18 protein-coding genes are annotated in these 25,591 nt (G+C 53.9%); 8 read left to right on the forward strand and 10 right to left on the reverse strand.

From position 1 onward, the window contains the following. Positions 1–87 precede the first annotated feature (87 nt). On the forward strand, positions 88–1,365 hold the full coding sequence (gene csiE / locus ABVN44_RS17160) for a stationary phase inducible protein CsiE (RefSeq protein ID WP_000982962.1): 1,278 nt from the start codon (positions 88–90) through the stop codon (positions 1,363–1,365). Here csiE and ABVN44_RS17165 read toward each other — a convergent pair. Continuing rightward, a complete protein-coding gene (locus ABVN44_RS17165) occupies positions 1,360–2,499 on the reverse strand; it encodes a 3-phenylpropionate MFS transporter (RefSeq protein ID WP_001173729.1) in 1,140 nt (379 codons plus the stop codon). The genes csiE and ABVN44_RS17165 overlap by 6 nt on opposite strands. Positions 2,500–2,694: 195 nt before the next feature. Next, on the reverse strand, positions 2,695–3,948 hold the full coding sequence (glyA, locus tag ABVN44_RS17170; RefSeq protein ID WP_000919178.1) for a serine hydroxymethyltransferase: 1,254 nt from the start codon (positions 3,946–3,948) through the stop codon (positions 2,695–2,697). A 324-nt stretch (positions 3,949–4,272) separates the two neighbouring features. Here glyA and hmpA point away from each other — a divergent pair, with 324 nt between their 5' ends. From hmpA to dtpD, 5 genes are all read left to right on the forward strand, one after another. Next, a complete protein-coding gene (gene hmpA, locus ABVN44_RS17175) occupies positions 4,273–5,463 on the forward strand; it encodes an NO-inducible flavohemoprotein (RefSeq protein ID WP_023232557.1) in 1,191 nt (396 codons plus the stop codon). A 181-nt stretch (positions 5,464–5,644) separates the two neighbouring features. Next, a complete protein-coding gene (cadC, locus tag ABVN44_RS17180) occupies positions 5,645–7,189 on the forward strand; it encodes a lysine decarboxylation/transport transcriptional activator CadC (RefSeq protein WP_001187146.1) in 1,545 nt (514 codons plus the stop codon). 360 nt (positions 7,190–7,549) lie between these two features. Then, a complete protein-coding gene (gene cadB / locus ABVN44_RS17185) occupies positions 7,550–8,881 on the forward strand; it encodes a cadaverine/lysine antiporter (protein ID WP_000100008.1) in 1,332 nt (443 codons plus the stop codon). 82 nt (positions 8,882–8,963) lie between these two features. Beyond that, on the forward strand, positions 8,964–11,108 hold the full coding sequence (gene cadA, locus ABVN44_RS17190; RefSeq protein ID WP_001100652.1) for a lysine decarboxylase CadA: 2,145 nt from the start codon (positions 8,964–8,966) through the stop codon (positions 11,106–11,108). Positions 11,109–11,163: 55 nt separating this feature from the next. Further along, complete coding sequence (dtpD, locus tag ABVN44_RS17195) at positions 11,164–12,624, forward strand: dipeptide permease DtpD (RefSeq protein WP_000856793.1); 1,461 nt, start codon at positions 11,164–11,166, stop codon at positions 12,622–12,624. Between the two features lie 48 nt (positions 12,625–12,672). Here the strand turns inward: dtpD and glnB are convergent, their stop codons facing one another. The 5 genes from glnB to purL form a co-directional block, all read right to left on the reverse strand. Next, positions 12,673–13,011, reverse strand: a complete 339-nt coding sequence (glnB, locus tag ABVN44_RS17200; protein ID WP_000717694.1) for a nitrogen regulatory protein P-II — start codon at positions 13,009–13,011, stop codon at positions 12,673–12,675. A gap of 76 nt (positions 13,012–13,087) precedes the next feature. After that, positions 13,088–14,422, reverse strand: a complete 1,335-nt coding sequence (gene glrR, locus ABVN44_RS17205; RefSeq protein ID WP_024148517.1) for a two-component system response regulator GlrR — start codon at positions 14,420–14,422, stop codon at positions 13,088–13,090. After that, a complete protein-coding gene (qseG, locus tag ABVN44_RS17210; protein ID WP_001054239.1) occupies positions 14,422–15,186 on the reverse strand; it encodes a two-component system QseEF-associated lipoprotein QseG in 765 nt (254 codons plus the stop codon). The genes glrR and qseG overlap by 1 nt, the downstream gene beginning before the upstream one ends. 1 nt (position 15,187) lies before the next feature. Next, positions 15,188–16,618, reverse strand: coding sequence for a two component system sensor histidine kinase QseE/GlrK (gene qseE / locus ABVN44_RS17215; protein WP_001670672.1), 1,431 nt, complete (start codon positions 16,616–16,618; stop codon positions 15,188–15,190). Positions 16,619–17,266: 648 nt separating this feature from the next. Continuing rightward, positions 17,267–21,154 (reverse strand): phosphoribosylformylglycinamidine synthase, encoded by a 3,888-nt coding sequence (gene purL / locus ABVN44_RS17220; protein ID WP_023227947.1) that lies wholly within the window; start codon positions 21,152–21,154, stop codon positions 17,267–17,269. Between the two features lie 24 nt (positions 21,155–21,178). On the opposite strand from purL, the gene ABVN44_RS17225 reads away from it, so the two are divergent. Further along, the gene (locus ABVN44_RS17225) at positions 21,179–21,409 is read left to right on the forward strand and encodes a hypothetical protein (RefSeq protein WP_001667158.1); all 231 of its coding nucleotides are present in this window, start codon (positions 21,179–21,181) and stop codon (positions 21,407–21,409) included. Continuing rightward, positions 21,410–22,954, forward strand: coding sequence for a membrane-bound lytic murein transglycosylase MltF (gene mltF, locus ABVN44_RS17230; RefSeq protein WP_000734248.1), 1,545 nt, complete (start codon positions 21,410–21,412; stop codon positions 22,952–22,954). It abuts the gene before it with no gap. Between the two features lie 50 nt (positions 22,955–23,004). On the opposite strand, the gene tadA is transcribed toward mltF, so the two are convergent. From tadA to ABVN44_RS17245, 3 genes are read right to left on the reverse strand one after another with little or no spacing between them, the layout of a single operon-like run. Further along, positions 23,005–23,556 carry a tRNA adenosine(34) deaminase TadA gene (gene tadA, locus ABVN44_RS17235; RefSeq protein WP_001134564.1) on the reverse strand — a complete coding sequence of 184 codons (552 nt, stop codon included), beginning with the start codon at positions 23,554–23,556 and terminating at the stop codon, positions 23,005–23,007. A 24-nt stretch (positions 23,557–23,580) separates the two neighbouring features. Continuing rightward, the gene (gene yfhb / locus ABVN44_RS17240) at positions 23,581–24,216 is read right to left on the reverse strand and encodes a phosphatidylglycerophosphatase C (protein WP_000253558.1); all 636 of its coding nucleotides are present in this window, start codon (positions 24,214–24,216) and stop codon (positions 23,581–23,583) included. Between the two features lie 3 nt (positions 24,217–24,219). Beyond that, positions 24,220–25,581 carry a PTS transporter subunit EIIC gene (locus ABVN44_RS17245; RefSeq protein WP_000361660.1) on the reverse strand — a complete coding sequence of 454 codons (1,362 nt, stop codon included), beginning with the start codon at positions 25,579–25,581 and terminating at the stop codon, positions 24,220–24,222. Positions 25,582–25,591: the final 10 nt, after the last annotated feature.

Genomic DNA, 25,591 nt, shown 5'->3' on the forward strand with positions numbered 1-25,591 from the left:
ATTCCTGGCCTAAAAGCACGCTTATCACATTTTTCACGCGCAAACTTTAGCTATCCTTACCAGACAAACTAACGGGAGACCTGACAGATGATGCCGACAATTGCCCCACCATCTGTACTTTCCGCTCCCCAGCGCCGCTGTCAGGTATTGCTGACGCTTTTCCAGCCGGAGCCAATTGCCACGGTGGAAATCTTCAGCGCGCTTAATGGCGTTGATGATGATACTGCCCGTGAGGATATCACTGAGACAAGCCTGGAGATCCAGCGCTATCATCGCCTTGCCATCACAACATGCCAGAACGGTTGCTATCGGATCGAAGGTACAGCACTCGATCAGCGCCTTTGCCTTTTACACTGGCTCAGGCGCGGCCTGCGTTTATGCCCGACCTTCGTCACGCAACAGTTTACCCCGGCCTTAAAAAACGCGCTAAAACAGCGCGGTATCGCGCGTCCGCTGTATGATGATATTAATCTTCACGCGCTCATCAATCTGTGCGCCCGCCGGTTGCAAAAACCATTTGAACATCGCGACGTGCAGTTCCTGCGTCTCTTTTTACAGTATTGTCTGCTACAACACCATGCCGGCATCACCCCGGAATTCAACCCTGTGCAGCAGATTTGGGCGCAGTCGTGCGCGGAATATCCACTCGCCCAGGAAATTGGTCGTCACTGGCAGCGCCACGTGATGCAGGCCGCACCGCTCAATGAAGCGCTGTTTATGGCGTTACTGTTTTCAATGATTCGCCTCCCCGACCCGATTCGCGACACGCATCAACGGGCGCAGCAACTGCGACTGGAAGTGGCGCGGCTGGTGCTGCGCTTTCGAGAAAAAGGGAACGTACGCTTCAGCGACGAACAAGGGCTTAACGATCAGCTGTATGTCCATCTCGCCCAGGCGCTGAACCGAAGTTTATTCACGATTGGCATCGATAATACGCTTCCGGAAGAGTTTAACCGTCTTTATCCGCGTCTGGTTCGCACCACACGTGAGGCGCTCGCCGGGTTTGAAGCCGAATATGGTATCCACTTTTCCGAGGAAGAGACGGGGCTGGTGGCAGTGATTTTCGGCGCCTGGCTAATGCAGGATAACGATTTGCATGAGAGACAGATCGTATTGTTAGCAGATAAAAATGATGCGCTGGAGACGCATATTGAGCAGCAACTGCGTGAACTGACCCTATTGCCGCTGAATATCAGACGGATATCGCTCCAGGCGTTTCAAAAAGAGGGATGCCCGCGCGGCGTAGCGCTGATTGTTACCCCTTACGCCACGCCGCTACCGCTCTTCTCACCGCCGTTAATTCATGCGGATCGCACCCTCACAGCGCACCAGCAGCAGCAGATCCGCAAGATCCTGGAATCATGACGCGGCAACCACTTTGGGCCGAAGGAAGATAGCGGGCAATGCCACCAGCGCCATAATCCAGAACACGCCGCCGCCCAGATGTTGATACAGAAAACCGGCAAATACCGTCATAATCGCGATGCTGCCGCCCATCGCCACAGCGGAATAGACGGCCTGCAAACGAATCACCTCGCTTCCCTGACGCGCAGCGATATAGCGCATGGCGGCCAGATGGCAAACGGTAAACGTGCCACAGTGCAGGATTTGTATCACAATCAGCCACGGCAACGCCGTACTCCAGCCCATCAGTCCCCAGCGTACCACCCCGCACACAGCGGAAAGCAACAGCAAGTCGCGGGCGCTAAACCGGCGGAATAGCTTTTTACTCAGGGCAAAAATGATCACTTCCGCCACCACGCCCAACGACCATAAATAGCCGACCGCCGATGCTGAATAGCCAGCCCCCTGCCAGTAGATGGCGCTAAAACCGTAGTAGGCGGCGTGCGCCCCTTGCAGCAAACAGACGCAGGCCAGAAAACGCCAACTTTGTGCCACCAGCGTACGCCAGGCGGGCCAGCCTGCGCTCTCCTGCTGACGACTTTCCCCTTGCGGCGGCACGCTGGGACGTAACAACATACCCAGCAACATCGAGGCGACGCCGAGCGTCAGTAGCGCCAGAATCGCCTGGTAATCGTATAAACTCACCAGCTTACCGGTCAGCGCCGACCCTATCACGAAGGCGATGGACCCCCACAGCCGCACCCGACCATAGTCCAGGGTAATTTGCTTTTGCCAGGTATTGGCCAGCGCATCGGTCAGCGGCACCAGTGGTGAAAAGAAGAGGTTAAACCCAACCATCACCACCATTAGCCACGCGACATGCGTTCCTGCCCAAAATGCCAGCGCAAATACCAGCGTCAGCAATGCCAGTACGCGCAGCGCGGAGATCAACCGCGAAGGATCGCTTACGCGAGGCGCAATGAGCAGACTACCGAGAAAACGCGCGACCAGACCCACGCCCAGAAGAAGACCGATGGTTTCCGGCGTTAGCCCAAGACCTTTGAGCCAGACGCTCCAGAAGGGCAGAAAAATACCGTAACTAAAGAAGTAGGTGAAATAACTGAGCGCCAGCCAGCGCGTGGAATGCAATGCCATGATTCCCTCCCGTTTGGAGGCGATAGTCTGGCGGTAAACGGTTGCGCTGGCAAGGGTAACATAAGGTTAACAGGCGGAGGGAGAAGTTCAAACGGCAACGCCGCCGGATAATGACTTCCGGCGGCGTCACGTTATGGCGCATAAGTAATGCCCGACAGACGCAGCGCCATCGGGACATTTACACAACACAAACGCTTACGCGTAAACCGGGAAGCGGGCGCAGATATCCAGTACTTTCGCTTTCACGCGTTCAATGGTGGCTTCATCATTGATGTTGTCCAGCACGTCACACATCCAGCCAGCCAGCTCTTTCACTTCCGCTTCTTTGAAGCCGCGACGAGTAACCGCCGGAGAACCAATACGGATACCGGAGGTCACGAACGGGCTCTTAGGATCGTTCGGCACGCTGTTTTTGTTCACCGTGATGTTAGCACGGCCCAGCGCGGCGTCAGCTTCTTTACCGGTCAGGTTTTTATCCACCAGGTCCAGCAGGAACAGGTGGTTCTCAGTGCCGCCAGACACCACTTTGTAGCCGCGGTTCAGGAACACTTCTACCATCGCTTTGGCGTTTTTCGCCACCTGCTGCTGGTAAACTTTGAACTCCGGCTCCATCGCTTCTTTCAGTGCTACCGCTTTACCCGCGATCACGTGCATCAGCGGGCCGCCCTGCGCGCTTGGGAACACGGCGGAGTTCAGTTTTTTGTACAGCTCTTCATCGCCGCCCTTCGCCAGGATCAGGCCGCCGCGCGGACCCGCCAGGGTTTTGTGGGTGGTGGTGGTGACAACGTGAGCATGGGGAACCGGGTTCGGGTAAACGCCTGCGGCAATCAGGCCCGCCACGTGCGCCATGTCGACAAACAGGTATGCGCCGATGCTGTCAGCGATTTCACGCATTTTTGCCCAGTCAACCACGCCGGAGTAGGCAGAGAAGCCACCGATAATCATCTTCGGCTTATGCTCTTTGGCCAGCTTCGCCATCTCGTCATAGTCAATTTTACCGGACTCATCGATACCGTAAGGTACGATGTTGTACAGTTTACCGGAGAAGTTAACCGGGGAGCCGTGAGTCAGGTGGCCGCCCTGCGCCAGGTTCATACCCAGAACGGTATCGCCCGGTTGCAGCAGCGCGGTGTAAACAGCGAAGTTAGCCTGAGAACCGGAGTGCGGCTGCACGTTAGCGTAGTCGGCGCCGAACAGTTCTTTCGCGCGGTCGATAGCCAGCTGCTCAACGACATCAACGTATTCGCAACCGCCGTAGTAGCGCTTGCCCGGATATCCTTCAGCGTATTTGTTGGTCAGCTGAGACCCCTGCGCCTGCATCACGCGCGGGCTGGTGTAGTTTTCGGAGGCGATCAGTTCGATGTGCTCTTCCTGACGTACTTTTTCCTGCTCCATAGCCTGCCACAATTCGGCATCATAATCGGCAATGTTCATTTCACGCTTTAACATCCGCATCTCCTGACTCAGCTAACAATAAAATTTGTGCCTGAAAAGGCAGTCCGTGGGACTTCGGCCAACAGTATAACCGAATCATTCTTCGATAACAGGTCTTGACAAAGGTTTTTACGCAAACGATTACCTATGCGTCAGATAAGGGTTTCCTGAACGAGAGCCTGACGAATTTCAACGGATTTCTTTTCAGCTTTGTGATGCAGATTTTTCACGTTGTTACATCCATAACGTAAAGCAGAGAAGATCCATTTACAATGCAAGGGTATTTTTATAAGATGCATTTGATATACATCATTAGATTTTCACATAAAGGAAGCACGTATGCTTGACGCACAAACCATCGCTACAGTAAAGGCCACCATTCCCCTGCTGGTTGAAACAGGACCGAAACTGACCGCCCACTTCTACGACCGTATGTTTACGCATAACCCGGAGCTCAAAGAAATCTTCAATATGAGCAACCAGCGTAACGGCGATCAGCGCGAAGCCCTGTTTAATGCTATCGCGGCCTACGCCAGCAATATCGAAAATTTACCGGCGTTGCTGCCGGCGGTAGAAAAAATCGCGCAGAAGCACACCAGCTTCCAGATTAAGCCGGAGCAGTACAACATCGTCGGGACGCATCTGCTGGCGACGCTGGACGAAATGTTCAACCCAGGCCAGGAAGTGCTGGACGCGTGGGGCAAAGCCTATGGCGTACTGGCTAACGTCTTTATTCATCGGGAAGCCGAGATTTATCACGAGAACGCCAGCAAAGACGGCGGCTGGGAAGGCACGCGCCCCTTCCGCATCGTTGCGAAAACCCCGCGTAGCGCACTGATCACCAGCTTTGAGTTTGAACCGGTCGACGGCGGTACGGTGGCGGAATACCGTCCCGGGCAGTATCTGGGTGTCTGGCTGAAGCCGGAAGGTTTTGCGCATCAGGAGATCCGCCAATATTCACTGACCCGTAAACCCGATGGCAAAGGGTACCGGATTGCCGTGAAGCGTGAAGACGGCGGCCAGGTATCAAACTGGTTACACCATCACGCCAGCGTAGGCGATGTGGTGCATCTGGCTGCGCCGGCAGGTGACTTCTTTATGAATGTCGCCGCTGATACCCCCGTTTCGCTGATTTCCGCTGGCGTCGGCCAGACGCCGATGTTGGCGATGCTCGATACGCTGGCGAAAGGACAGCATACCGCGCAGGTGAACTGGTTCCACGCGGCGGAGAACGGCGACGTTCATGCGTTTGCCGACGAAGTGAGCGAGCTGGGCCGTACACTGCCGCGTTTCACTGCCCATACCTGGTACCGCGAGCCGACCGAGGCCGATCGCACCCAACGCCTCTTCGACAGCGAAGGGCTGATGGATTTAAGCAAACTGGAAGCCGCGATCAGCGATCCGGCAATGCAGTTCTATCTTTGCGGCCCGGTAGGCTTTATGCAGTTTGCCGCAAAACAACTGGTTTCCCTTGGCGTGAATCACGAAAACATTCATTACGAATGCTTCGGCCCGCATAAAGTGCTGTAATTGCAAGAAATCCTCTGAAAAAACGGGCGTTATCGTTAAGGCGAACGCCCGTTTTCCTCCCCGTTCCCCTGCTTATTGCGCTGCTTTTTATGCCTTTCTTTTACAAAAAAGGGGAATAAAAAAAGTCTGTGCAAATCGTGTTATTATTAACGTTTGACTTAGCTCGTTAGGGCATCTTTTTATGCAGCAACCTGTTGTACGCATTGGAGAGTGGCTGGTTACACCTTCTGTTAATCAGATCAGTCGCCAGGGACGTCAGATTACTCTTGAACCACGGCTGATCGATCTTCTGATGTATTTTGCGCATCATCCGGATGAAGTGTTAAGCCGGGATAACATTATTGATCATGTCTGGATGCGCACCATCGTGACCAACCATGTTGTCACCCAAAGCATTTCTGAACTACGCAAATCATTAAGAGATGGCGGAGACAGCAATGCTGAATACATCGTTACCGTACCTAAACGCGGCTATAAGCTGACGGCGCCGGTTATCTGGTGCGAAGAAAATAGCGATGAGATCGATAATTCATCAACGTCGCCGCCGCCGCCGATCGCAGCGACGAATGCAGAACCGACGGAGGGGGTTCCTGCCGCTGCGCCTGTGCCGCCCGCCTCTTTGCAAACGCCGACTAAAAAGGCGAAAAAGCCGCGTATCGCCGCTTTCTGGACGTGGGTGATGTTCCTGCTCTCGCTGGCGACGCTGGTGGTGTTTATCGTGATGTCGGTGGTAGATCATAATGCCGCGGTAACAAAAACGCGGTTATTACTTAACCCACGAGATATAGATGTTCGTTTTGAAGGCGGCAATTCCTGTAATAACTGGGTCTCGCAGGAGTCCTACGCCATCGGTCTGGGCGGCTTAATCACCGACCTGCTGAACACCTACTCGACCTTTATGGTGCACGATAAAACCAATTACCGGGTCAATGAGCCAAGCAGCTCCGGTAAGACGTTAACCATTCAGTTTGTCAATCAGCGCCACTATCGGGCGCAGCAGTGCTTTATGTCTGTGGTGCTCATTGATAACGCCGATGGTTCAACCATGCTGGATAAGCGTTATTTCGTCACCAATACTAACCAGTTGTCCATCCAGGATGATCTGTTTAATAGCCTGTCTTTCGTTTTAACACAGCCCTGGCCTAATCGTATGCGAGAACAACTGGCCCTGTTCAGAACGCCGCAAAATACCGCGCTGATGCGTTTTTATGAGGCGCGCCAGCTTATTCTGAGCGGCGATGCGCAGGCGCTAAGTAAAGCCAGCGATATTCTGAATGGCATTATTAAGGAAACGCCTGATTTCAACTATGCCTATGAATATAAAGTGCTGGTAGATGTATTACGGCAATCACAACAGCCGTTTGATAAAGAACAAGTGGCTGCGCTGAACGAAGAGTTTAAAAAAATAGATCAAATTCCGGGCGTTGAGAAAACGTCTGTTTATTATAAAATCAAGACCGTTGATCTTTTGGGCAAAGGTGATATCGATGCAGCGTATGAGGAAATCAATAAAAGCATCGAGCTTGAAATGTCGTGGTTTAACTATGTCCTGTTGGGGAAAGTTTACGAAATGAAAGGTGAGAATCGTCTGGCCGCTGATGCCTATCTGACCGCCTTTAATTTACGTCCAGGTGAAAACACGCTGTACTGGATCGAAAATGGCGTATTTCAGACATCCGTTCAGAAAATTGTCCCTTATCTGAATAGTTTTCTGGCAGAAGATTAAATTTAACGCTGAACCATGACAAATAAAAGCGAAAAGATATTAAATTTTTCGCTTTTATTTTGTGAAAAACATGTTGCCAAAAATAGCTTATGTTAATTTTGGCAACATATTCATCGCAAAGATATGTAAATATAACTCTTTGTAATTAAAAGATGTTTATCCTTTCATGATATTTTCCATGATATTTATATGTTAATTCAAAAAAATCAATCTATCAGTTTTTTCATGTTTGTGTTTATTTCACTTTTTCTTTAGGACTTATCTCAACCCATTCGTTAATCTTGTCGACAGTTGAACGGGCACGCAGCATATATGAAGCATAAGCCCGGTTCTTAAAAATACAGCTCAGGAGAAATGAACATGAGTTCTGTCAAAAAGATCGGGCTATTTGCCTGTACTGGCGTCGTTGCCGGTAATATGATGGGGAGCGGGATTGCATTATTACCCGCCAACCTTGCCAGTATTGGTGGCATTGCCATCTGGGGCTGGGTAATTTCTATTATTGGGGCAATGTCGCTGGCTTATGTTTATGCGAGGCTGGCAACCAAAAACCCGCAACAGGGTGGCCCTATCGCTTATGCTGGGGAAATATCTCCGGCGTTTGGTTTCCAGACCGGCGTTCTTTATTATCACGCAAACTGGATTGGTAACTTAGCTATCGGTATTACCGCTGTTTCTTATCTTTCTACGTTCTTCCCGGCATTAAATAATCCAATACCGGCAGGTATTGCCTGTATTGCTATCGTCTGGCTGTTCACCTTTATTAATATGCTGGGTGGGGCCTGGGTCAGCCGCTTGACAACGATTGGCCTATTCCTGGTGCTGATCCCGGTAGTCTTGACCGCAGTCGCCGGCTGGCATTGGTTCGATATCGCGACCTATCACGCGAACTGGAACACGTCCACGACGACCGACTCTCACGCCATTGTTAAAAGTATTCTGCTCTGCCTGTGGGCGTTCGTTGGCGTTGAGTCTGCCGCCGTCAGCACCGGCATGGTGAAAAACCCGAAACGCACCGTACCGCTGGCAACCATGCTGGGTACCGCGCTGGCAGGCATCATCTATATCGCCGCGACTCAGGTTATCGCCGGGATGTTCCCAGCTTCCGTTATGGCCTCTTCCGGCGCGCCGTTCGCTATCAGTACCTCCACGATTCTGGGTGGCTGGGCTGCGCCGCTGGTTTCCGCCTTTACCGCTTTCGCCTGCCTGACGTCTCTGGGCTCCTGGATGATGCTGGTCGGCCAGGCTGGGGTTCGCGCCGCCAACGACGGCAACTTCCCGAAAATTTACGGTGAAATGGATAAAAACGGTATTCCGAAAAAAGGTCTGCTGTTGGCTGCGGTGAAAATGACGGCGCTGATGATTCTGATCACCATCATGAACTCCAGCGGCGGTAAAGCGTCCGACCTGTTCGGCGAACTGACCGGGATTGCCGTACTGCTTACCATGCTGCCGTACTTCTACTCCTGTGTTGACCTGATTCGCTTCGAAGGGTTCAACATCCGTAACTCGGTAAGCCTGATTTGTTCTGTACTGGGCTGCGCATTTTGCTTCATCGCACTGATGGGCGCCAGCTCCTTCGAACTCTCCGGCACCTTTATCGTCAGTCTGATCATCCTGATGTTCTACGGTCGCAAAATGCACCAGCGCCAGAACAACGACAGCGACAACAATACGGCTGAAGCGCTTTAACCGCTAACTCCTTTTTCTCAAAGCCCCTTTCGTCACCTGCTATAGCGTAGCGGGAGGGGCCCACTTTACCAGGAACAAGACTATGAACGTTATTGCTATCATGAACCACATGGGCGTCTACTTTAAAGAAGAGCCTATTCGTGAACTGCATCGTGCACTGGAAGGTTTAAATTTCCGTATCGTCTATCCAAACGACCGAGAAGACCTGCTGAAGCTGATTGAAAATAACTCCCGCCTTTGCGGCGTCATTTTCGACTGGGATAAATATAACCTTGAGCTTTGCGAAGAGATTAGCAAGCTGAACGAGTATATGCCGCTGTACGCCTTCGCCAACAGCTACTCTACGCTGGACGTCAGCCTCAACGATCTGAGAATGCAGGTTCGCTTCTTTGAATATGCTTTAGGCGCCGCAGCCGATATAGCGGCGAAAATTCGCCAGAATACCGATGAATACATCGACAATATTCTGCCGCCGCTGACAAAAGCGTTGTTCAAATATGTGCGCGAAGGGAAATATACTTTCTGTACGCCTGGCCACATGGGCGGGACCGCTTTCCAGAAAAGCCCCGTCGGCAGCATCTTTTATGATTTCTTCGGCCCGAACACGATGAAATCCGATATTTCGATTTCCGTTTCTGAACTGGGTTCGCTGCTGGACCACTCCGGCCCGCATAAAGAAGCGGAAGAGTATATCGCCCGCGTCTTTAACGCCGAACGTAGCTACATGGTGACGAACGGCACCTCTACGGCGAACAAAATCGTCGGTATGTACTCCGCGCCGGCAGGCAGCACGGTACTGATTGACCGTAACTGCCATAAATCGCTGACCCATCTGATGATGATGAGCGACATTACGCCGATTTATTTCCGCCCAACCCGTAACGCCTACGGTATTCTTGGCGGTATCCCGCAAAGCGAGTTCCAGCACGCCACTATCGCTAAACGGGTAAAAGAGACGCCTAACGCAACCTGGCCGGTCCATGCTGTTATTACTAACTCAACCTATGACGGTTTGTTGTATAACACTGACTACATCAAGAAAACTCTGGATGTGAAGTCCATTCATTTTGACTCCGCCTGGGTGCCTTATACCAATTTCTCCCCTATTTATCAGGGTAAATGCGGTATGAGCGGCGACCGTGTAGAAGGCAAAATCATTTATGAAACCCAGTCCACGCATAAACTGCTGGCGGCGTTTTCACAGGCATCCATGATTCATGTTAAAGGCGACATTAACGAAGAAACCTTTAACGAAGCCTACATGATGCATACCACCACTTCTCCGCACTACGGTATCGTAGCGTCTACTGAAACCGCAGCGGCGATGATGAAAGGTAATGCGGGTAAACGCCTGATTAACGGCTCTATTGAACGTGCGATTAAATTCCGTAAAGAAATTAAACGCCTGAAAAGCGAATCTGACGGCTGGTTCTTTGACGTATGGCAGCCGGAGCATATCGATGGAGCTGAGTGCTGGCCGCTGCGTTCAGATAGCGCATGGCATGGCTTCAAAAATATCGATAACGAACACATGTACCTCGACCCGATCAAAGTCACTATCCTGACGCCGGGGATGAAGAAAGACGGTACGATGGATGAGTTCGGTATTCCGGCAAGTCTGGTCGCCAAATATCTCGATGAACGCGGCATCATCGTAGAAAAAACCGGTCCATACAACCTGCTGTTCCTGTTCAGCATTGGTATCGACAAAACCAAAGCTCTGAGCCTGCTGCGCGCGCTCACTGAATTTAAACGCGCCTTTGACCTGAACCTGCGCGTCAAAAACATTCTGCCGGCACTGTATCGCGAAGCGCCTGAGTTTTATGAAAATATGCGCATCCAGGAACTGGCGCAGAATATTCATAAACTGGTCGAACATCATAATCTGCCGGACTTAATGTACCGTGCGTTTGAAGTGCTGCCGAAAATGGTGATGACGCCGTATACTGCGTTCCAGAAAGAGCTGCATGGCGAAACGGAAGAGGTGTATCTTGAAGAGATGGTTGGACGCGTCAACGCCAACATGATCCTTCCTTACCCTCCGGGAGTGCCGCTGGTGATGCCTGGTGAAATGATCACCGAGGAAAGCCGTCCGGTACTGGAATTCCTGCAAATGCTGTGCGAAATCGGCGCCCACTATCCGGGCTTCGAAACCGATATCCACGGCGCCTATCGTCAGGCAGACGGACGTTACACCGTTAAGGTGCTGAAAGAAAATACGAAATAAGTACCAAAGGGAAGTGGCTTGCCACTTCCCTTTTTTCACGCAGCAAGGAGACTTTATGAAAACACCCTCACAACCGCGCGCGATTTTTTACATCGTGGCGATTCAAATTTGGGAATACTTCAGCTTTTACGGCATGCGTGCCTTACTCATCCTTTATCTTACCCACCAGCTTGGTTTTAATGACAGCCACGCGATCAACCTCTTCAGCGCCTACGCCTCTTTAGTTTACGTTACCCCTATTCTTGGCGGCTGGCTTGCCGACCGCCTGCTTGGCAACCGCGTGGCGGTTATCACCGGCGCCTTATTGATGACGCTGGGTCATGTGGTATTGGGCTTAGAATCTGATTCAACGCTGAGTTTATATGCGGCGCTCGCCATTATTATCTGCGGCTACGGCTTGTTTAAATCCAATATTAGCTGTCTGCTGGGCGAACTTTACGCCCCTGATGACAACCGCCGCGACGGGGGATTCTCGCTGCTCTACGCCGCCGGAAATATTGGATCGATAGCCGCGCCGATCGCCTGTGGTCTGGCGGCGCAGTGGTATGGCTGGCATGTCGGCTTTGCGCTGGCGGGCGTGGGAATGTTCATCGGCCTGCTCATCTTTTTAAGCGGTCATCGCCACTTTCAGCAGACACGCGGTGTTAATCGCCCCGCGCTGCGGGCGGTTAAATTCGCCCTTCCAACCTGGGGTTGGCTGGTATTAATGCTGTGTATCGCGCCGGTATTCTTCACCCTCCTGCTGGAAAATAACTGGTCTGGCTATGTGCTGGCCATTGTCTGCGTCTTCGCGGCGCAACTTATCGCCCGTATTATGGTTAAATTTCCCGAACACCGTCGCGCCTTGTGGCAAATCGTTCTGTTAATGATCACCGGCACTCTCTTCTGGGTTCTGGCGCAGCAGGGCGGAAGTTCGATCAGTTTATTCATCGACCGTTTTGTCAACCGCCACTGGCTGAACATGACCGTCCCCACCGCATTGTTCCAGTCGGTCAATGCGATTGCGGTGATGGCGGCAGGCGTGGTGCTGGCGTGGCTGAGCAGCCCGAAAGAGAGCGCCCGCTCGGTGCTGCGCGTCTGGCTTAAATTTGCCGTGGGGCTGGTATTAATGGGCGGCGGTTTTATGCTGCTGGCGCTAAACGCGCATCAGGCCCGGTTAGATGGGCAGGCATCAATGGGAATGATGATCGCAGGGCTGGCGCTGATGGGCTTTGCAGAGCTGTTTATTGATCCGGTCGCGATGGCGCAAATTACCCGCCTCAACCTGCCTGGCGTCACGGGTGTACTGACCGGTATTTATATGCTGGCGACCGGCGCGGTCGCTAACTGGCTGGCTGGCGTCGTCGCGCAACAAACCACGGAATCGCAAATTAGTGATACGGCGGTAGCCGCCTACGGACACTTTTTCTCGCAAATGGGCGAGTGGACGCTAAGTTGCGTGGCGCTGATCGTCGCCATTGTCGGCCTGAGATGGGTTTGCACCCGGACAACATCGGCGCTACCGCAGGGCGATTAAACGGTGGTTCGCTGCCCACAAGGAGGGGACGGGCAGCGAATCGGCACATCAGATAGCCGCGTCGTCTTCTTCGCCAGTACGGATACGAATAACGCGGGCGACATCAAAGACAAAGATCTTACCGTCGCCGATTTTCCCCGTCTGCGCGGTACGAATGATGGTGTCAACACAGGTATCCACGATGTCGTCAGGCACAACGATTTCAATTTTTACCTTCGGCAGAAAATCCACCATATATTCCGCGCCGCGATACAGCTCGGTGTGGCCTTTTTGACGGCCAAAGCCTTTGACTTCGGTGACCGTCATGCCGGTAATACCTACCTCGGCCAGCGCTTCACGGACATCGTCCAGCTTGAAGGGTTTAATAATCGCATCAATCTTTTTCATGCTATTCCTTGAAAAGGTCGCCTGTGTTTTGATCGGTTAAACGTAACATATTTCGCGCTACTTTACGGCATGAAAACTACTCTTTGAAATCATTCGCATCCAGTTCGTGACGGGAGAGTAGCTTATAGAATTCCGTGCGGTTGCGCCCCGCCATCCTTGCCGCGTGCGTCACGTTACCTTTGGTAATTTGCAGTAACTTGCGCAGATAGTTCAGTTCAAATTGGTTTCGCGCTTCGGCAAAGGTGGGCAGCGCGGTGTTTTCGCCTTCCAGCGCCTGCTCGACCAACGCATCGCTGATCACCGGCGAAGAAGTTAACGCCACGCATTGTTCAATGACGTTGACCAGTTGGCGCACGTTGCCCGGCCAGCTTGCCGTCATCAGCCGTTTCATTGCATCAGTAGAAAAGGCGCGAACAAACGGTTTATGCCGCTGTGCCGACTGTCTGAGCAGATGATTAGCCAGCAGCGGAATATCCTCGGTACGCTCCGCCAGCGCCGGAATTTTCAGGCTCACGACATTCAGCCGGTAGTACAAATCTTCACGAAATTCGCCCCGCGCCATCGCCTTCGGCAGATCGCGGTGCGTCGCGGAAATAATTCGCACGTCGATATCAATATCGCGATTGCTGCCCAGCGGCCTGACTTTGCGCTCCTGTAACACCCGCAGCAGCTTCACCTGTAACGGCGCGGGCATATCGCCAATTTCATCCAGAAACAGCGTGCCGCCTTCCGCCGCCTGGAACAACCCTTCACGATTGCTCACTGCGCCGGTAAAGGCGCCGCGCGCATGGCCGAATAATTCGGACTCCAGCAACTGTTCCGGTAACGCGCCGCAGTTGATGGCGACAAACGGCTTGTTACTGCGCGGGCTGGCATTATGAATCGCCTGTGCGAAAATCTCTTTTCCGGTGCCGCTTTGTCCGTTAATCAATACGCTGACATCCGACTGCGCGACCATGCGCGCCTGTTCAAGCAGTCGCAGCATCAGCGGGCTACGGGTAACGATAGCGTTGCGCCAGCTATCGTCCATCGCGGGAGCGGACTGTTCCAGCGCTTCATCTATCGCTTTATATAACGCGTCTCTGTCGATCGGCTTCGTCAAAAAGCTGAATACGCCTTTCTGGGTAGCGGCCACCGCATCCGGAATGGAGCCATGCGCCGTCAGAATGATAACCGGCATTCCTGGCTGTACTTTCTGAATTTCTGTGAACAGTTGCATACCATCCATTTCGTCCATGCGCAGGTCGCTTATTACCAGATCCACTTTTTCCCGATGTAGTACCCGTAGTCCTTCCTGGCCGCTCTCTGCGGTCACGACGCTGTATCCTTCACTGGTCAGGCGCATACCGAGCAATTTCAGTAATCCGGGATCGTCATCGACCAGCAGCAGGTGCGCCGGTTTACGGCTTATCATGGCGTTACCTCATCTTGTGACGGCGACGGCGCCGCGCCATCTTCAGACGTCGCGGGTTTGTCATTCGTATGCGGCGTATCGGCGTTGTAATTCCCTGCCGGTTTTCGTGTCGAAAGCTGGCGCTCAATATCGGTTAAACTCTCCAGCTTACGGGTGGTAAGATCGAGCTGCGTTTGCAAGGCCTGTTGCTGCTGGCGCAGCGCATCCAGCTCACTATCTGACGTTTGCTGGAGTTTGCTATAACGCTGACGTTCGGCAGAAAGTGCTAATTGCAGCGCCTGACCGTCATGCCAGATTTGGTAGACGGGCCGTACCTGAGCCGGTATTTGCGCGCTTAACGCCTCCAGACGGGTCACTATGGCGCGCCGCTCCGGCGGCGTAATTTTTGCATCCGCCAGTAAGATCCCGCGCCTGAAGGCATTTTGCCAGTTATCATCCGTCAACGCGCGCGCCTCTGCGCGCGACTGAACCGGCATCAGACGATCGGCGCAGTCAATCGTGCGTAGCCAGTACAGCGGATTCGTCTCTACCGCCTGCCCGCGTAGCGACCAGATATCCGCGCACGCCGTCGGGAGATAATCCGCCAGTTGATAATGGGGGAGCGTGTCCTGCGCTGCGCTACCGGGCAGTTGCTGTGAAGCATGGGGAACACATGCGGTCAGCGCCAGACACGATATGCCCACCGGTATTCCCCACCGCAAAAGGCATCGTTTAATAGTTTGGACGAAAACGTGTGACATACGCACCAGGCTTAAATTCATATTAGTGTTTGTCAGATGCAGGCAATGGCAGCGAGATGCGAAAACAAACTTCCTGCGCGTTGTCATCCACCAGTTGGATCTCTCCCTGCATTCGACGAATACAATCTCTGGCGATACTCAGCCCTAACCCACTGCCTTTTACCGCCCCTTTTCGCTGGTGGCTTCCCTGGAAAAAAGGCTCAAAAATCATTTCTCTTTCGGTTTGCGGAATCGGTTCGCCGCTATTAACCACATCGATATAAACCGTGGAGCCCTGAGAGCGACTACGGATACAAATGTTACCGGATTCAGCGCCATAGTGCACCGCGTTGGAATAGAGATTATCCAGCACGCTCATCAGCAACATGGGCTCTGCTATGCAGCGTTCGGCCTCCAGGTCGACATCGGTATGCATCATTTTAGCGCGGGCAGGCAAACTGTGGGCGGAAACCACCATATCCACAAGCGGCGCGATATCGACCGCTTCCAGCTCTGTGGCACTGTCTACCAGTTTCCGGTTGTAATCAAGCAATTGCTCAATCAATTTTTGTAAATTACGACTGCTGTCATCCAGAATATCGACCACCTCTTTTTGCTCCGGCGTCAGCGGCCCAACCACCTGATCGGCCAGCAGCTCTGTCCCCTCGCGCATACTGGCCAGCGGAGTTTTCAGCTCATGGGACAAGTGACGTAGAAACTGATGGCGTTGGGATTCCAGCCACGCCAGACGCTCACTCAGCCAGATAATGCGCTGCCCCACCGATCGTAATTCACGCGGACCGGTAAAGGTGACGGTATTCCCCAAAGAACGGCCTTCACCCAGGCGATTAATCATCCGTTCAATTCCTTTCACCGGCCCGATAATCATGCGGGTAAAAAGTAGCACCATCGCCAGACTCACCAGAAATAGCACCAGCGCCTGCCAGCCGAAAAATTGTCCGCGCTCGGCGATTTCTTGTTGTAACTGCTGCCCGCGCGAGTAAACCACAGTACGCGTCGCCTGCACCATTTCCGTATTAGCGTTGGCAAAGGCCTCCAGACGCGCGGCCGCTGCCGCTTCCGGGCCGCTATCTTTACACTGCAATTGCGCCAGCGCGTTTAAATCCTGGCGTAACGCCTGATACAACTTATCATCCGGCAATACGCCGGCATGGGCATCCAGCATATCGCTATAGCGCTTACGCTGGCTTTGATACACTTTTGCCAGCGTCGGATCGTCAAGCACACAATACTGTCGGTAGCTTCGCTCCATCTCCAGCGCGACGTTGGTCATCGCCTCGCTGCGCCGGGCGTCAATAAGCGTGCTGCGGTTAGTCACCGCAGCCTGATCGCTTAACGCGTTAAGGCTTTGCCACGCCTGCCAGGCCAGAACCAGCAACGGCAGCAGGATCAGCAAAAAGGCCAGCATGACCAATTGTCGTAAAGAACGGGGGAAAACAGACCAGCGCTTCAACGTGTCGCTCACATAAAAGAAGAATAAAAAAGATGCTAACCGAGGGAAGCGCCAGATACAACAAAGCCGGGCTAAACCCGGCTTTGTTATGGAATAAGGTGGTGCCTAACTCGACGTTTCGCCCGGAGGTTGATAAAGCTACGCTATTATCAGAAGTTGGACGGCAGGCACCTTGTTGTGCGTCATTCGAAGTTTATGTAGCGCGTCCCTAAGGGGCTGACATAAGAAGGTGAATGAGCCACTGGTTATCATTATGCAGTAATTGTGCCAACATTCAAAAGACTTTGTTAACACAATGATAGATATGAAAAATATCGCTATTCATGCTAAAAATGGCTCTGTCTGTTTTTTGCCCTTTCTGTCGCCAATCAGCAACACCTGCAACACCTAAAAATAAAATCATTTTAAATCAAATGGTTAAACGTCTCCTTTTGGCGACAACCTATCCCCACTCATGTCGGGATTTCCCGACACTTTAATCTTGCGGCATAAGCACTAGTTTATTGCCGGATGGCGGCGTAAACGCCTTATCCGGCCTACCGCTTGACGTTCAAGACGGTAGCTTCAACCGCGCTTCCCCGTGGGCCTGATAAGCGCCGTCTACAAAAAAGCCCCTCGTGAAGAGGGGCTTAATGGCTATCGGGCTAATTAACCAAGCTGCTTACGCGCATTACGGAAGATACGCATCCACGGGCTATCTTCGCCCCAATTTTCCGGGTGCCAGGAGTTGGCGACGGTGCGGAATACGCGTTCCGGATGCGGCATCATAATCGTCACCCGACCGTTTTCGGTCGTCACCGCCGTGATGCCGTTCGGCGAACCGTTCGGGTTAGCCGGATAGGTTTCGGTCACCTTACCAAAGTTATCAACGTAGCGCAGGGCGACCAGGCCTTTGCTCTCAAGCGCGGCAAGATGCGCATCGTCACGCACCTCAACGCGCCCTTCCCCATGGGAAACCGCAATCGGCATCTGTGAGCCTACCATTCCTTGCAGCAGCAGCGATGGGCTTTGCGTCACTTCCACCAGGCTGAAGCGGGCTTCGAAGCGGTCAGAATGGTTACGTACAAAACGCGGCCACAGTTCGCTGCCCGGGATCAGCTCGCGCAGATTCGACATCATCTGGCAACCGTTGCACACGCCCAGCGCCAGCGTCTGCGGACGATGGAAGAAGGTTTCGAATTCGTCGCGCACCCGATGGTTAAACAGAATGGATTTCGCCCAGCCTTCGCCCGCCCCCAGCACGTCGCCGTAGGAAAAGCCGCCGCAAGCCACCAGCGCATGGAAGTTGCCCAGACCGATACGACCGCCCAGCAGGTCGCTCATATGGACGTCAATCGCGTCAAAGCCCGCACGATGGAACGCCGCCGCCATCTCCACGTGAGAGTTCACCCCCTGCTCGCGCAGTACAGCGACTTTCGGTCGTGCGCCTGTCGCAATGTACGGCGCGGCGATATCTTCATTAATATCAAACGACAGCTTCACGTTGAGGCCCGGATCGGCATCATTCGCTTTCGCCTCGTGTTCCTGGTCGGCACATTGCGGATTGTCGCGCAGACGCTGCATCTGCCAGGTGGTTTCCGCCCACCAGACACGCAGCGTAGTGCGGCTTTCGCTGAATACCGTCTGGTCATTAGCGGTAATCACAAAGCGATCGCCAGCCAGGGCCTGACCAAGGTAGTGGACGCAGTCAGCAAGGCCGTACTGCGCCAACAGCGCTTCGACCGCGTCTCTGTCTTCAGCGCGTACCTGAATCACGCCGCCCAGCTCCTCGTTGAACAGTGCGGCCAGATGGTCATCGCCCAGCGCGGCGATATCGACCTGCACGCCGCAGTGGCCGGCAAAGGCCATCTCGGCCAGCGTCACCAGCAGACCGCCGTCGGAACGGTCGTGCCAGGCCAGTAATTTACGCGCAGCGACCAGCGCCTGCATGGCGTCATAGAAGCCTTTCAGTTGCGCGACGTCACGCACGTCCGCGGGTTTGTCGCCAAGCTGACGATAGACCTGCGCCAGCGCCGTTGCGCCCAGCGCGTTGTGGCCCTTGCCAAGATCGATCAGCAGCAAGGCGTTATCTTCCGTTGACAGCTGCGGCGTAAGGGTGTGACGCACGTCTTCCACGCGGGCAAACGCGGAAATCACCAGCGACAGCGGCGAGGTCATTTCGCGCTGTTCGTTACCTTCCTGCCAGCGGGTTTTCATCGACATCGAATCTTTGCCCACCGGAATCGTCAGGCCAAGCTGCGGACAGATTTCCTCTCCCACCGCTTTAACCGCGTCATACAAACCGGCATCTTCGCCAGGATGACCGGCTGCCGCCATCCAGTTAGCGGAAAGCTTGATGCGCTTGATATCGCCAATCTGCGTCGCGGCAATGTTAGTCAACGCTTCACCGACGGCCAGACGGGCGGAGGCGGCAAAGTCCAGCAGCGCCACCGGCGCGCGCTCGCCAATCGACATCGCTTCGCCGTAGTAGCTGTCGAGGCTGGCGGTAGTGACCGCGCAGTCAGCCACCGGGACCTGCCACGGGCCAACCATCTGGTCACGCGCCACCATACCGGTGACGGTACGGTCGCCAATAGTGACAAGGAAGGTTTTTTCCGCCACGGTCGGCAGATGCAGAACACGATTTACCGCGTCGGCAATCGTGATATCCGCGCGGTTCAGCGCATCGCCTTTCGCCTTCAATGTTTGCACATCGCGGGTCATTTTCGGTGTTTTGCCCAGCAGGACATCCAGCGGTAGATCGATCGGCTGATTGTCGAAATGGTTATCATGCAACGAGAGATGCTGTTCTTCGGTAGCGTCGCCAATGACCGCATACGGCGCGCGTTCGCGCTTACACAGTTCATCGAACAGCGGTAACTGGTCAGCCGCGACCGCCAGCACATAGCGCTCCTGGGATTCGTTACACCAGATTTCCAGCGGGCTCATGCCCGGCTCGTCGCTAAGAATGTCGCGCAGTTCGAATTTCCCGCCGCGCCCGCCGTCGCTTACCAGCTCCGGCATCGCATTGGAGAGACCGCCCGCGCCCACATCATGGATAAACAAGATTGGGTTAGCGTCGCCCAACTGCCAGCAGCGGTCGATCACCTCCTGGCAGCGGCGTTCCATTTCCGGGTTATCGCGCTGAACAGAGGCAAAATCGAGATCCGCATCAGACTGGCCGGAAGCCATTGAAGAAGCCGCCCCACCGCCGAGGCCGATATTCATCGCCGGGCCGCCAAGGACGATCAGCTTCGCGCCGACGACGATCTCGCCTTTCTGCACGTGATCGGCGCGGATATTACCGATCCCGCCCGCCAGCATGATCGGCTTATGGTAGCCGCGCAGCTCTTCACCATTGTGGCTGTTCACTTTCTCTTCATAAGTACGGAAGTAACCGGTCAGCGCCGGGCGACCAAATTCGTTGTTAAACGCCGCGCCGCCCAGCGGACCTTCGGTCATGATATCCAGCGCGGTGACAATACGTTCCGGCTTGCCAAAATCCTCTTCCCACGGCTGTTCAAAGCCCGGAATACGCAGGTTGGAAACGGAGAAGCCCACCAGCCCGGCTTTTGGTTTCGCGCCACGCCCGGTGGCGCCTTCATCACGAATTTCGCCGCCGGAACCGGTCGCCGCCCCCGGCCACGGAGAGATGGCGGTTGGGTGGTTATGCGTTTCGACCTTCATCAGAATGTGCGCGGGCTCCTGATGAAAATCGTAACGGCCGGTATTGTGGTCGGCGAAGTAGCGCCCCACCGCAGATCCTTCCATCACCGCAGCATTGTCTTTATAGGCAGAGAGCACATAGTCCGGCGTGGTTTCGAAGGTGTTTTTAATCATTTTAAACAGCGACTTCGGCTGCGGTTTACCGTCGATAATCCAGTCGGCGTTAAAAATCTTGTGGCGGCAGTGCTCGGAGTTCGCCTGGGCGAACATGTACAGTTCGATATCGTTCGGGTTGCGCCCCAGTTTGGTAAACGCCTCCTGCAAATAGTCGATTTCATCTTCCGCCAGCGCCAGACCAAGACGCAGGTTGGCGTCAATTAACGCCTGACGGCCTTCTCCCAGCAGATCGACACTGGAAACCGGCGCAGGCTGATGGTGGATAAACAGTTTTTCCGCATCGGTTAAAGAAGAGAACACCGTCTCCATCATACGGTCGTGCAGCTCTGCGGCCACTTGTCGCCACTGTTCCGACGTCAACGTCGAAGCCTCGATATAGTACGCTACGCCGCGCTCCAGACGGTCAATCTGTTGCAGGCCGCAGTTGTGGGCGATATCCGTTGCTTTTGAAGACCAGGGGGAGATGGTACCAGGACGCGGTGTGACCAACAGGAGTTTACCCGCCGGCGTATGGCTGCTAAGCACCGGGCCGTATTGCAGCAGACGGGTAAGCTGCGCCTGCTCGCTATCATTTAACGGGGCGTTCAGGTCAGCAAAATGGACATACTCAGCGTATATATTGTGGACCTGGAGGTTGGCAGCCTGAAAGCGCGCCAGCAGTTTATTGATACGGAATGCAGACAGTGCAGGCGAACCACGCAGAATTTCCATCATAAGTCTCTCGTCTTCTAAGCTTCGGTGTGCGCAAGGGGGGAAACGGCCGTCATTATAAAGAATCTGACGCGCCGACGAAACCGTTTGCGTAGAAATAAAATCACCGCTTTTTCTTGTCATACGGTGCGGCTATCGTTGCGAATAAGTTGCCAACTGGCGCATTGTTACGCAAAATGCCGCTCATTAATGACTTATCTATTGCAGCAAAACATCTTTTTCAGCCCGAGGCAACGCACGATCCAGAGAATTAACTAATTGAAAAAATTAAAGATTAATTATCTGTTCATCGGCATATTGACGCTGCTGCTGGCAGCAGCCCTTTGGCCCTCAATCCCCTGGTTCGGTAAAACCGAAAACCATATCGCCGCGATTCAAGCCCGGGGGGTACTGCGCGTCAGTACGATCGACTCGCCATTAACCTATTCCGTTATCAACGGTAAAAAATATGGTCTGGACTATGAACTGGCGCAGCAGTTCGCCAACTATCTCGGCGTGAAGCTGAAAGTGACGGTGCGCCAGAATATCAGCCAGTTGTTTGACGATCTCGATAACGGCAATGCCGACCTGCTCGCGGCAGGGCTGGTCTACGACAGCGCGCGCGTTAAAAACTATCAGCCTGGTCCCATGTATTATTCGGTTTCGCAACAGCTCGTCTACCGGGTCGGACAATATCGCCCACGTTCGCTGGCGACCGTTAACGAGAATCAGCTTACCATTGCGCCAGGGCACGTCGTGGTCAATGACTTACAGCGTTTAAAAGAGACAAAGTTTCCCGACCTGAGCTGGAAAGTGGATGATAAAAAAGGCTCGACGACGCTGCTGGAAGAGGTCATCAGCGGCAAACTGGATTACACCATTGCCGATTCAGTGGCGATCAGTCTGTTTCAGCGCGTTCATCCCGAGCTGGCCGTGGCGCTGGATGTCACGGATGAACAGCCCGTGACCTGGTTTAGCCGACTGGACGACGATAATACGCTCTCCGCCGCGCTGCTCGATTTTTTCAATTCGATCAATGAAGACGGTTCTCTGGCGCGGATCGAAGAGAAATATCTGGGACATGGCGATGATTTCGACTACGTTGATACCCGCTCTTTCCTGCGAGCGGTAGATAACGTCCTGCCGGAGCTGGAACCGTTATTTAAAAAATATGCCAAAGAGATAGACTGGCGCCTGCTGGCGGCGATTTCTTATCAGGAATCACACTGGGACCCGCTGGCGACCTCGCCAACCGGCGTGCGCGGCCTGATGATGCTGACTAAAAATACCGCCCAAAGTCTGGGGCTGACCGACCGTACCGATGCGGAGCAAAGCATCAGCGGCGGCGCTCGCTATCTTGAAGATATGATGGCTAAAGTTCCCGAAACCGTTCCGGAAGACGAGCGCATCTGGTTTGCCTTAGCCGCCTACAATATGGGTTATGCGCACATGCTCGATGCCAGATCGCTGACGGTAAAAACCAAAGGCAATCCGGATAGCTGGACCGATGTGAAGCAGCGTTTGCCTCTGTTAAGCCAAAAACCGTATTACAGTAAGCTAACCTACGGTTACGCGCGTGGACATGAGGCTTATGCTTATGTGGAAAATATCCGTAAATACCAGATAAGTTTGGTGGGGTATTTGCAGGAAAAAGAAAAGCAGGAAGCGGAAGCCATGAAACTGGCGCAGGATTATCCGGCGGTGTCGCCGGAGGAGCTGAATAAAGCGCCCTTCCCCTTCCTGTCGTTTTTATCGCAGTCATCAGGCTACCTGACGCATTCGCCGTCTTTACTGTTTACGCCGCAGAAGAAAGAAGAAAAATAGCGCGGTGGTCTTATCGGATGGCGACGCGTAACCTCTTATCCGGCATTGCGCTATACTGTCGGCCCCGCGCCTTCCGCACGGTCGGCTTTCTTCAGGGCTTTAATTTCCTGACGACGCATACGGAAAAAATCACTGAGCAGCGTCGCACATTCATCGCGCAGCACCCCTTCAATAATGTCGACCCGGTGATTCATTCCCGGATGGTGCAGCACATCAATTAGCGATCCGGCCGCGCCGGTTTTTGCATCGCGCGCGCCAAAGACAACGCGTCCAATGCGGCTATGCACCATAGCGCCTGCGCACATCACACAGGGTTCCAGCGTGACATACAGCGTGGTATCCAGTAACCGGTAATTCTGCAATACCAGACCGCCCTGACGCAGCGCCATTATTTCAGCGTGCGCAGTAGGATCGTGGCGGCCAATGGGTCGGTTCCAGCCTTCGCCAATGACGCGATGGTTATGCACCAATACCGCGCCAACCGGAACCTCGCGTTCGTCCCAGGCGCGTTTCGCCAGCGTCAGCGCGTGGCGCATCCAGTATTCGTGATCTAATTCGACATCAGACAAAGAGGTAACTCCGGTAATGAAAGCGGGCGGCATTATACACAGACGCTATGCGTTTCACTATTCGAGCTGCTGCAACTCGCCGTGCGGCGTCACCCGCCAGCGATGCTGGCAAAAATAAAGCAGCGGGTTATCCTGTTTGCTGTCGCTGTAGCCGCTATAAAGACGCAGCGGCGTACCGATTTTACGTTCCAGTTGCGCGACTTTTTCATGGCCCAGACAGCGCACGGTTAATACCCAGCCGCCATACCGTCGCGCCATCTGACTGGCGATGAGGTTAACGCGCGGCAACCACGGCGTATCAAAATAGACTTGCTCTACCAATGATTGCGGAGAACCGGTAATAAGCCAGATATCCGCGTCAGAGCTCAATAGATAGGTGGTCAGACGCTCCTGTACAACCGGAAACGCCGTGACGTTAGCGCGAAACCAACGGACAAAATCCGCCTGATGCGCCTGCAAACGCGTTTCGCTATGGCCAAAAGTACAGCCCCACAATAACAGACTCATCGGCCAGCGGGCCGCACGCCCTTTTACCAGTAAACCGATACCGATAATGGGCAACAGCGGCAGTACGAGCAGCGCATTTAGCGGCTGACGGCGCAGCAAATAACGCAGAAAACTGCCGAACATATCCTGTTGATGTAACGTTCCATCCAAATCAAAAAAGACGACACGACGCTCGTGGCTGACCAAACCTTACTCCTCTGGATCATTGAACCCCAGCAGCCAGGTAAAAATAAACCCGGCAATTACCGCTATTAAATAGCCTAACAGATAGAACAGGACTTTTCCGGCAACAATTGTTAATGCCAGCGGCAAACCGGAAATACCAAAGGTAATTACCGTCGCCACTTTCCAGTAGCTGATCAACGCCCCGCCTACCGCGCCGCCGAGGCAAGCGCCAATAAATGGCTTACCCAATGGCAGCGTGACGCCAAAAATCAGCGGCTCGCCAATCCCCAGCAGTCCGACCGGAAGCGCGCCTTTAATCACCTTTTTGAGCCGCGCATTGCGGGTTTTCATCAGTACGGCAATGGCCGCGCCTATCTGACCAACGCCCGCCATCGCCAGGATGGGAAACAGCGCGTTATAGCCGTGCGCTTGCACCAGCTCCACATGAATAGGCACCAGCCCCTGATGCAGCCCGGTCAGTACCAACGGCAGGAAGGTTCCGGCTAACACCGCGCCCACCAGAAAACCGCCGCGATCGATAGCCCAGGACGCGCCGTGAGCGATAGCGTCTGAAATCCAGCCGCCAAGCGGTTGCAGAGCGACAATCGCTACCGCGCCGGTGATAACAGTCGTCAATAAAGGGTTAAGAATTAACTCCAGCGACCCCGGCAGCAGCTTACGGAACTGGCGCTCAATCCAGCACATTAACGCCACCACCAGCAGGACGGCGATAACGCCGCCCCGTCCCGGCTGAAGCGCCTCGCCAAAGAGCGTAATCTGCGCCAGTTGCGGGCTGGAAAGGATCCCCGCCATCACGCCGCCTAACGCCTGCGATCCGCCAAAGACTTTCGCGGTATTGACGCCAACCAGAATGTTCATGATAGCGAACACCGCGCTACCAAATATCCCCATCAGGCCCAGCAGGTTAGGATAGTGGACGGCAACATCGCCGACGATATCCGGACGTTTAAGAATGTTGATAATGCCGGTAATCAAGCCGGATGCGATAAAGGCGGGGATAAGCGGTATAAAAACATTCGCCAGCTTACGCAACGCATCGCTCATCGGCGCTTTATACTTCGCTTTCGCCTCGGATTTGGTACGCGCCATAGCGTCATCCGGCTTTACACCACCTGCGGCAATCTGCACGCGCATCGCATCAACCACCTGCGCAGCCTTCCCCGGCCCAACGATCAGCTGATGTTGCTCCCCTTGCTTTACGTATCCACTGACGCCAGGCAACGCTTTTAAGCGCGGAATATCCAGTTGGCTGTCGTCCTGTACCTCCACCCTGACTCGCGTCATACAGTTTTCCAGGCGCAGAATATTTTGCTCTCCGCCGATACCACGTAAAATGTCGCTGGCGAGCGCTGCCGTCTTATCCATACACACCTCT

The organism is Salmonella sp. SJTUF15570, assembly GCF_043357055.1.
GTDB classification, from domain to species: Bacteria; Pseudomonadota; Gammaproteobacteria; order Enterobacterales; family Enterobacteriaceae; genus Salmonella; species Salmonella enterica.

What these genes read in the sequence shown, in the direction of transcription:
- qseG (WP_001054239.1), bottom strand. Translation starts at nt 15,186, where the DNA reads ATGAATTTAAGCCTGGTGCGTATGTCACACGTTTTCGTCCAAACTATT.
- hmpA (WP_023232557.1), top strand. Translation starts at nt 4,273, where the DNA reads ATGCTTGACGCACAAACCATCGCTACAGTAAAGGCCACCATTCCCCTG.
- glnB (WP_000717694.1), bottom strand. Translation starts at nt 13,011, where the DNA reads ATGAAAAAGATTGATGCGATTATTAAACCCTTCAAGCTGGACGATGTC.
- ABVN44_RS17165 (WP_001173729.1), bottom strand. Translation starts at nt 2,499, where the DNA reads ATGGCATTGCATTCCACGCGCTGGCTGGCGCTCAGTTATTTCACCTAC.
- cadB (WP_000100008.1), top strand. Translation starts at nt 7,550, where the DNA reads ATGAGTTCTGTCAAAAAGATCGGGCTATTTGCCTGTACTGGCGTCGTT.
- ABVN44_RS17245 (WP_000361660.1), bottom strand. Translation starts at nt 25,581, where the DNA reads ATGGATAAGACGGCAGCGCTCGCCAGCGACATTTTACGTGGTATCGGC.
- csiE (WP_000982962.1), top strand. Translation starts at nt 88, where the DNA reads ATGATGCCGACAATTGCCCCACCATCTGTACTTTCCGCTCCCCAGCGC.
- purL (WP_023227947.1), bottom strand. Translation starts at nt 21,154, where the DNA reads ATGATGGAAATTCTGCGTGGTTCGCCTGCACTGTCTGCATTCCGTATC.
- dtpD (WP_000856793.1), top strand. Translation starts at nt 11,164, where the DNA reads ATGAAAACACCCTCACAACCGCGCGCGATTTTTTACATCGTGGCGATT.
- glyA (WP_000919178.1), bottom strand. Translation starts at nt 3,948, where the DNA reads ATGTTAAAGCGTGAAATGAACATTGCCGATTATGATGCCGAATTGTGG.
- cadC (WP_001187146.1), top strand. Translation starts at nt 5,645, where the DNA reads ATGCAGCAACCTGTTGTACGCATTGGAGAGTGGCTGGTTACACCTTCT.
- cadA (WP_001100652.1), top strand. Translation starts at nt 8,964, where the DNA reads ATGAACGTTATTGCTATCATGAACCACATGGGCGTCTACTTTAAAGAA.
- tadA (WP_001134564.1), bottom strand. Translation starts at nt 23,556, where the DNA reads ATGCCGCCCGCTTTCATTACCGGAGTTACCTCTTTGTCTGATGTCGAA.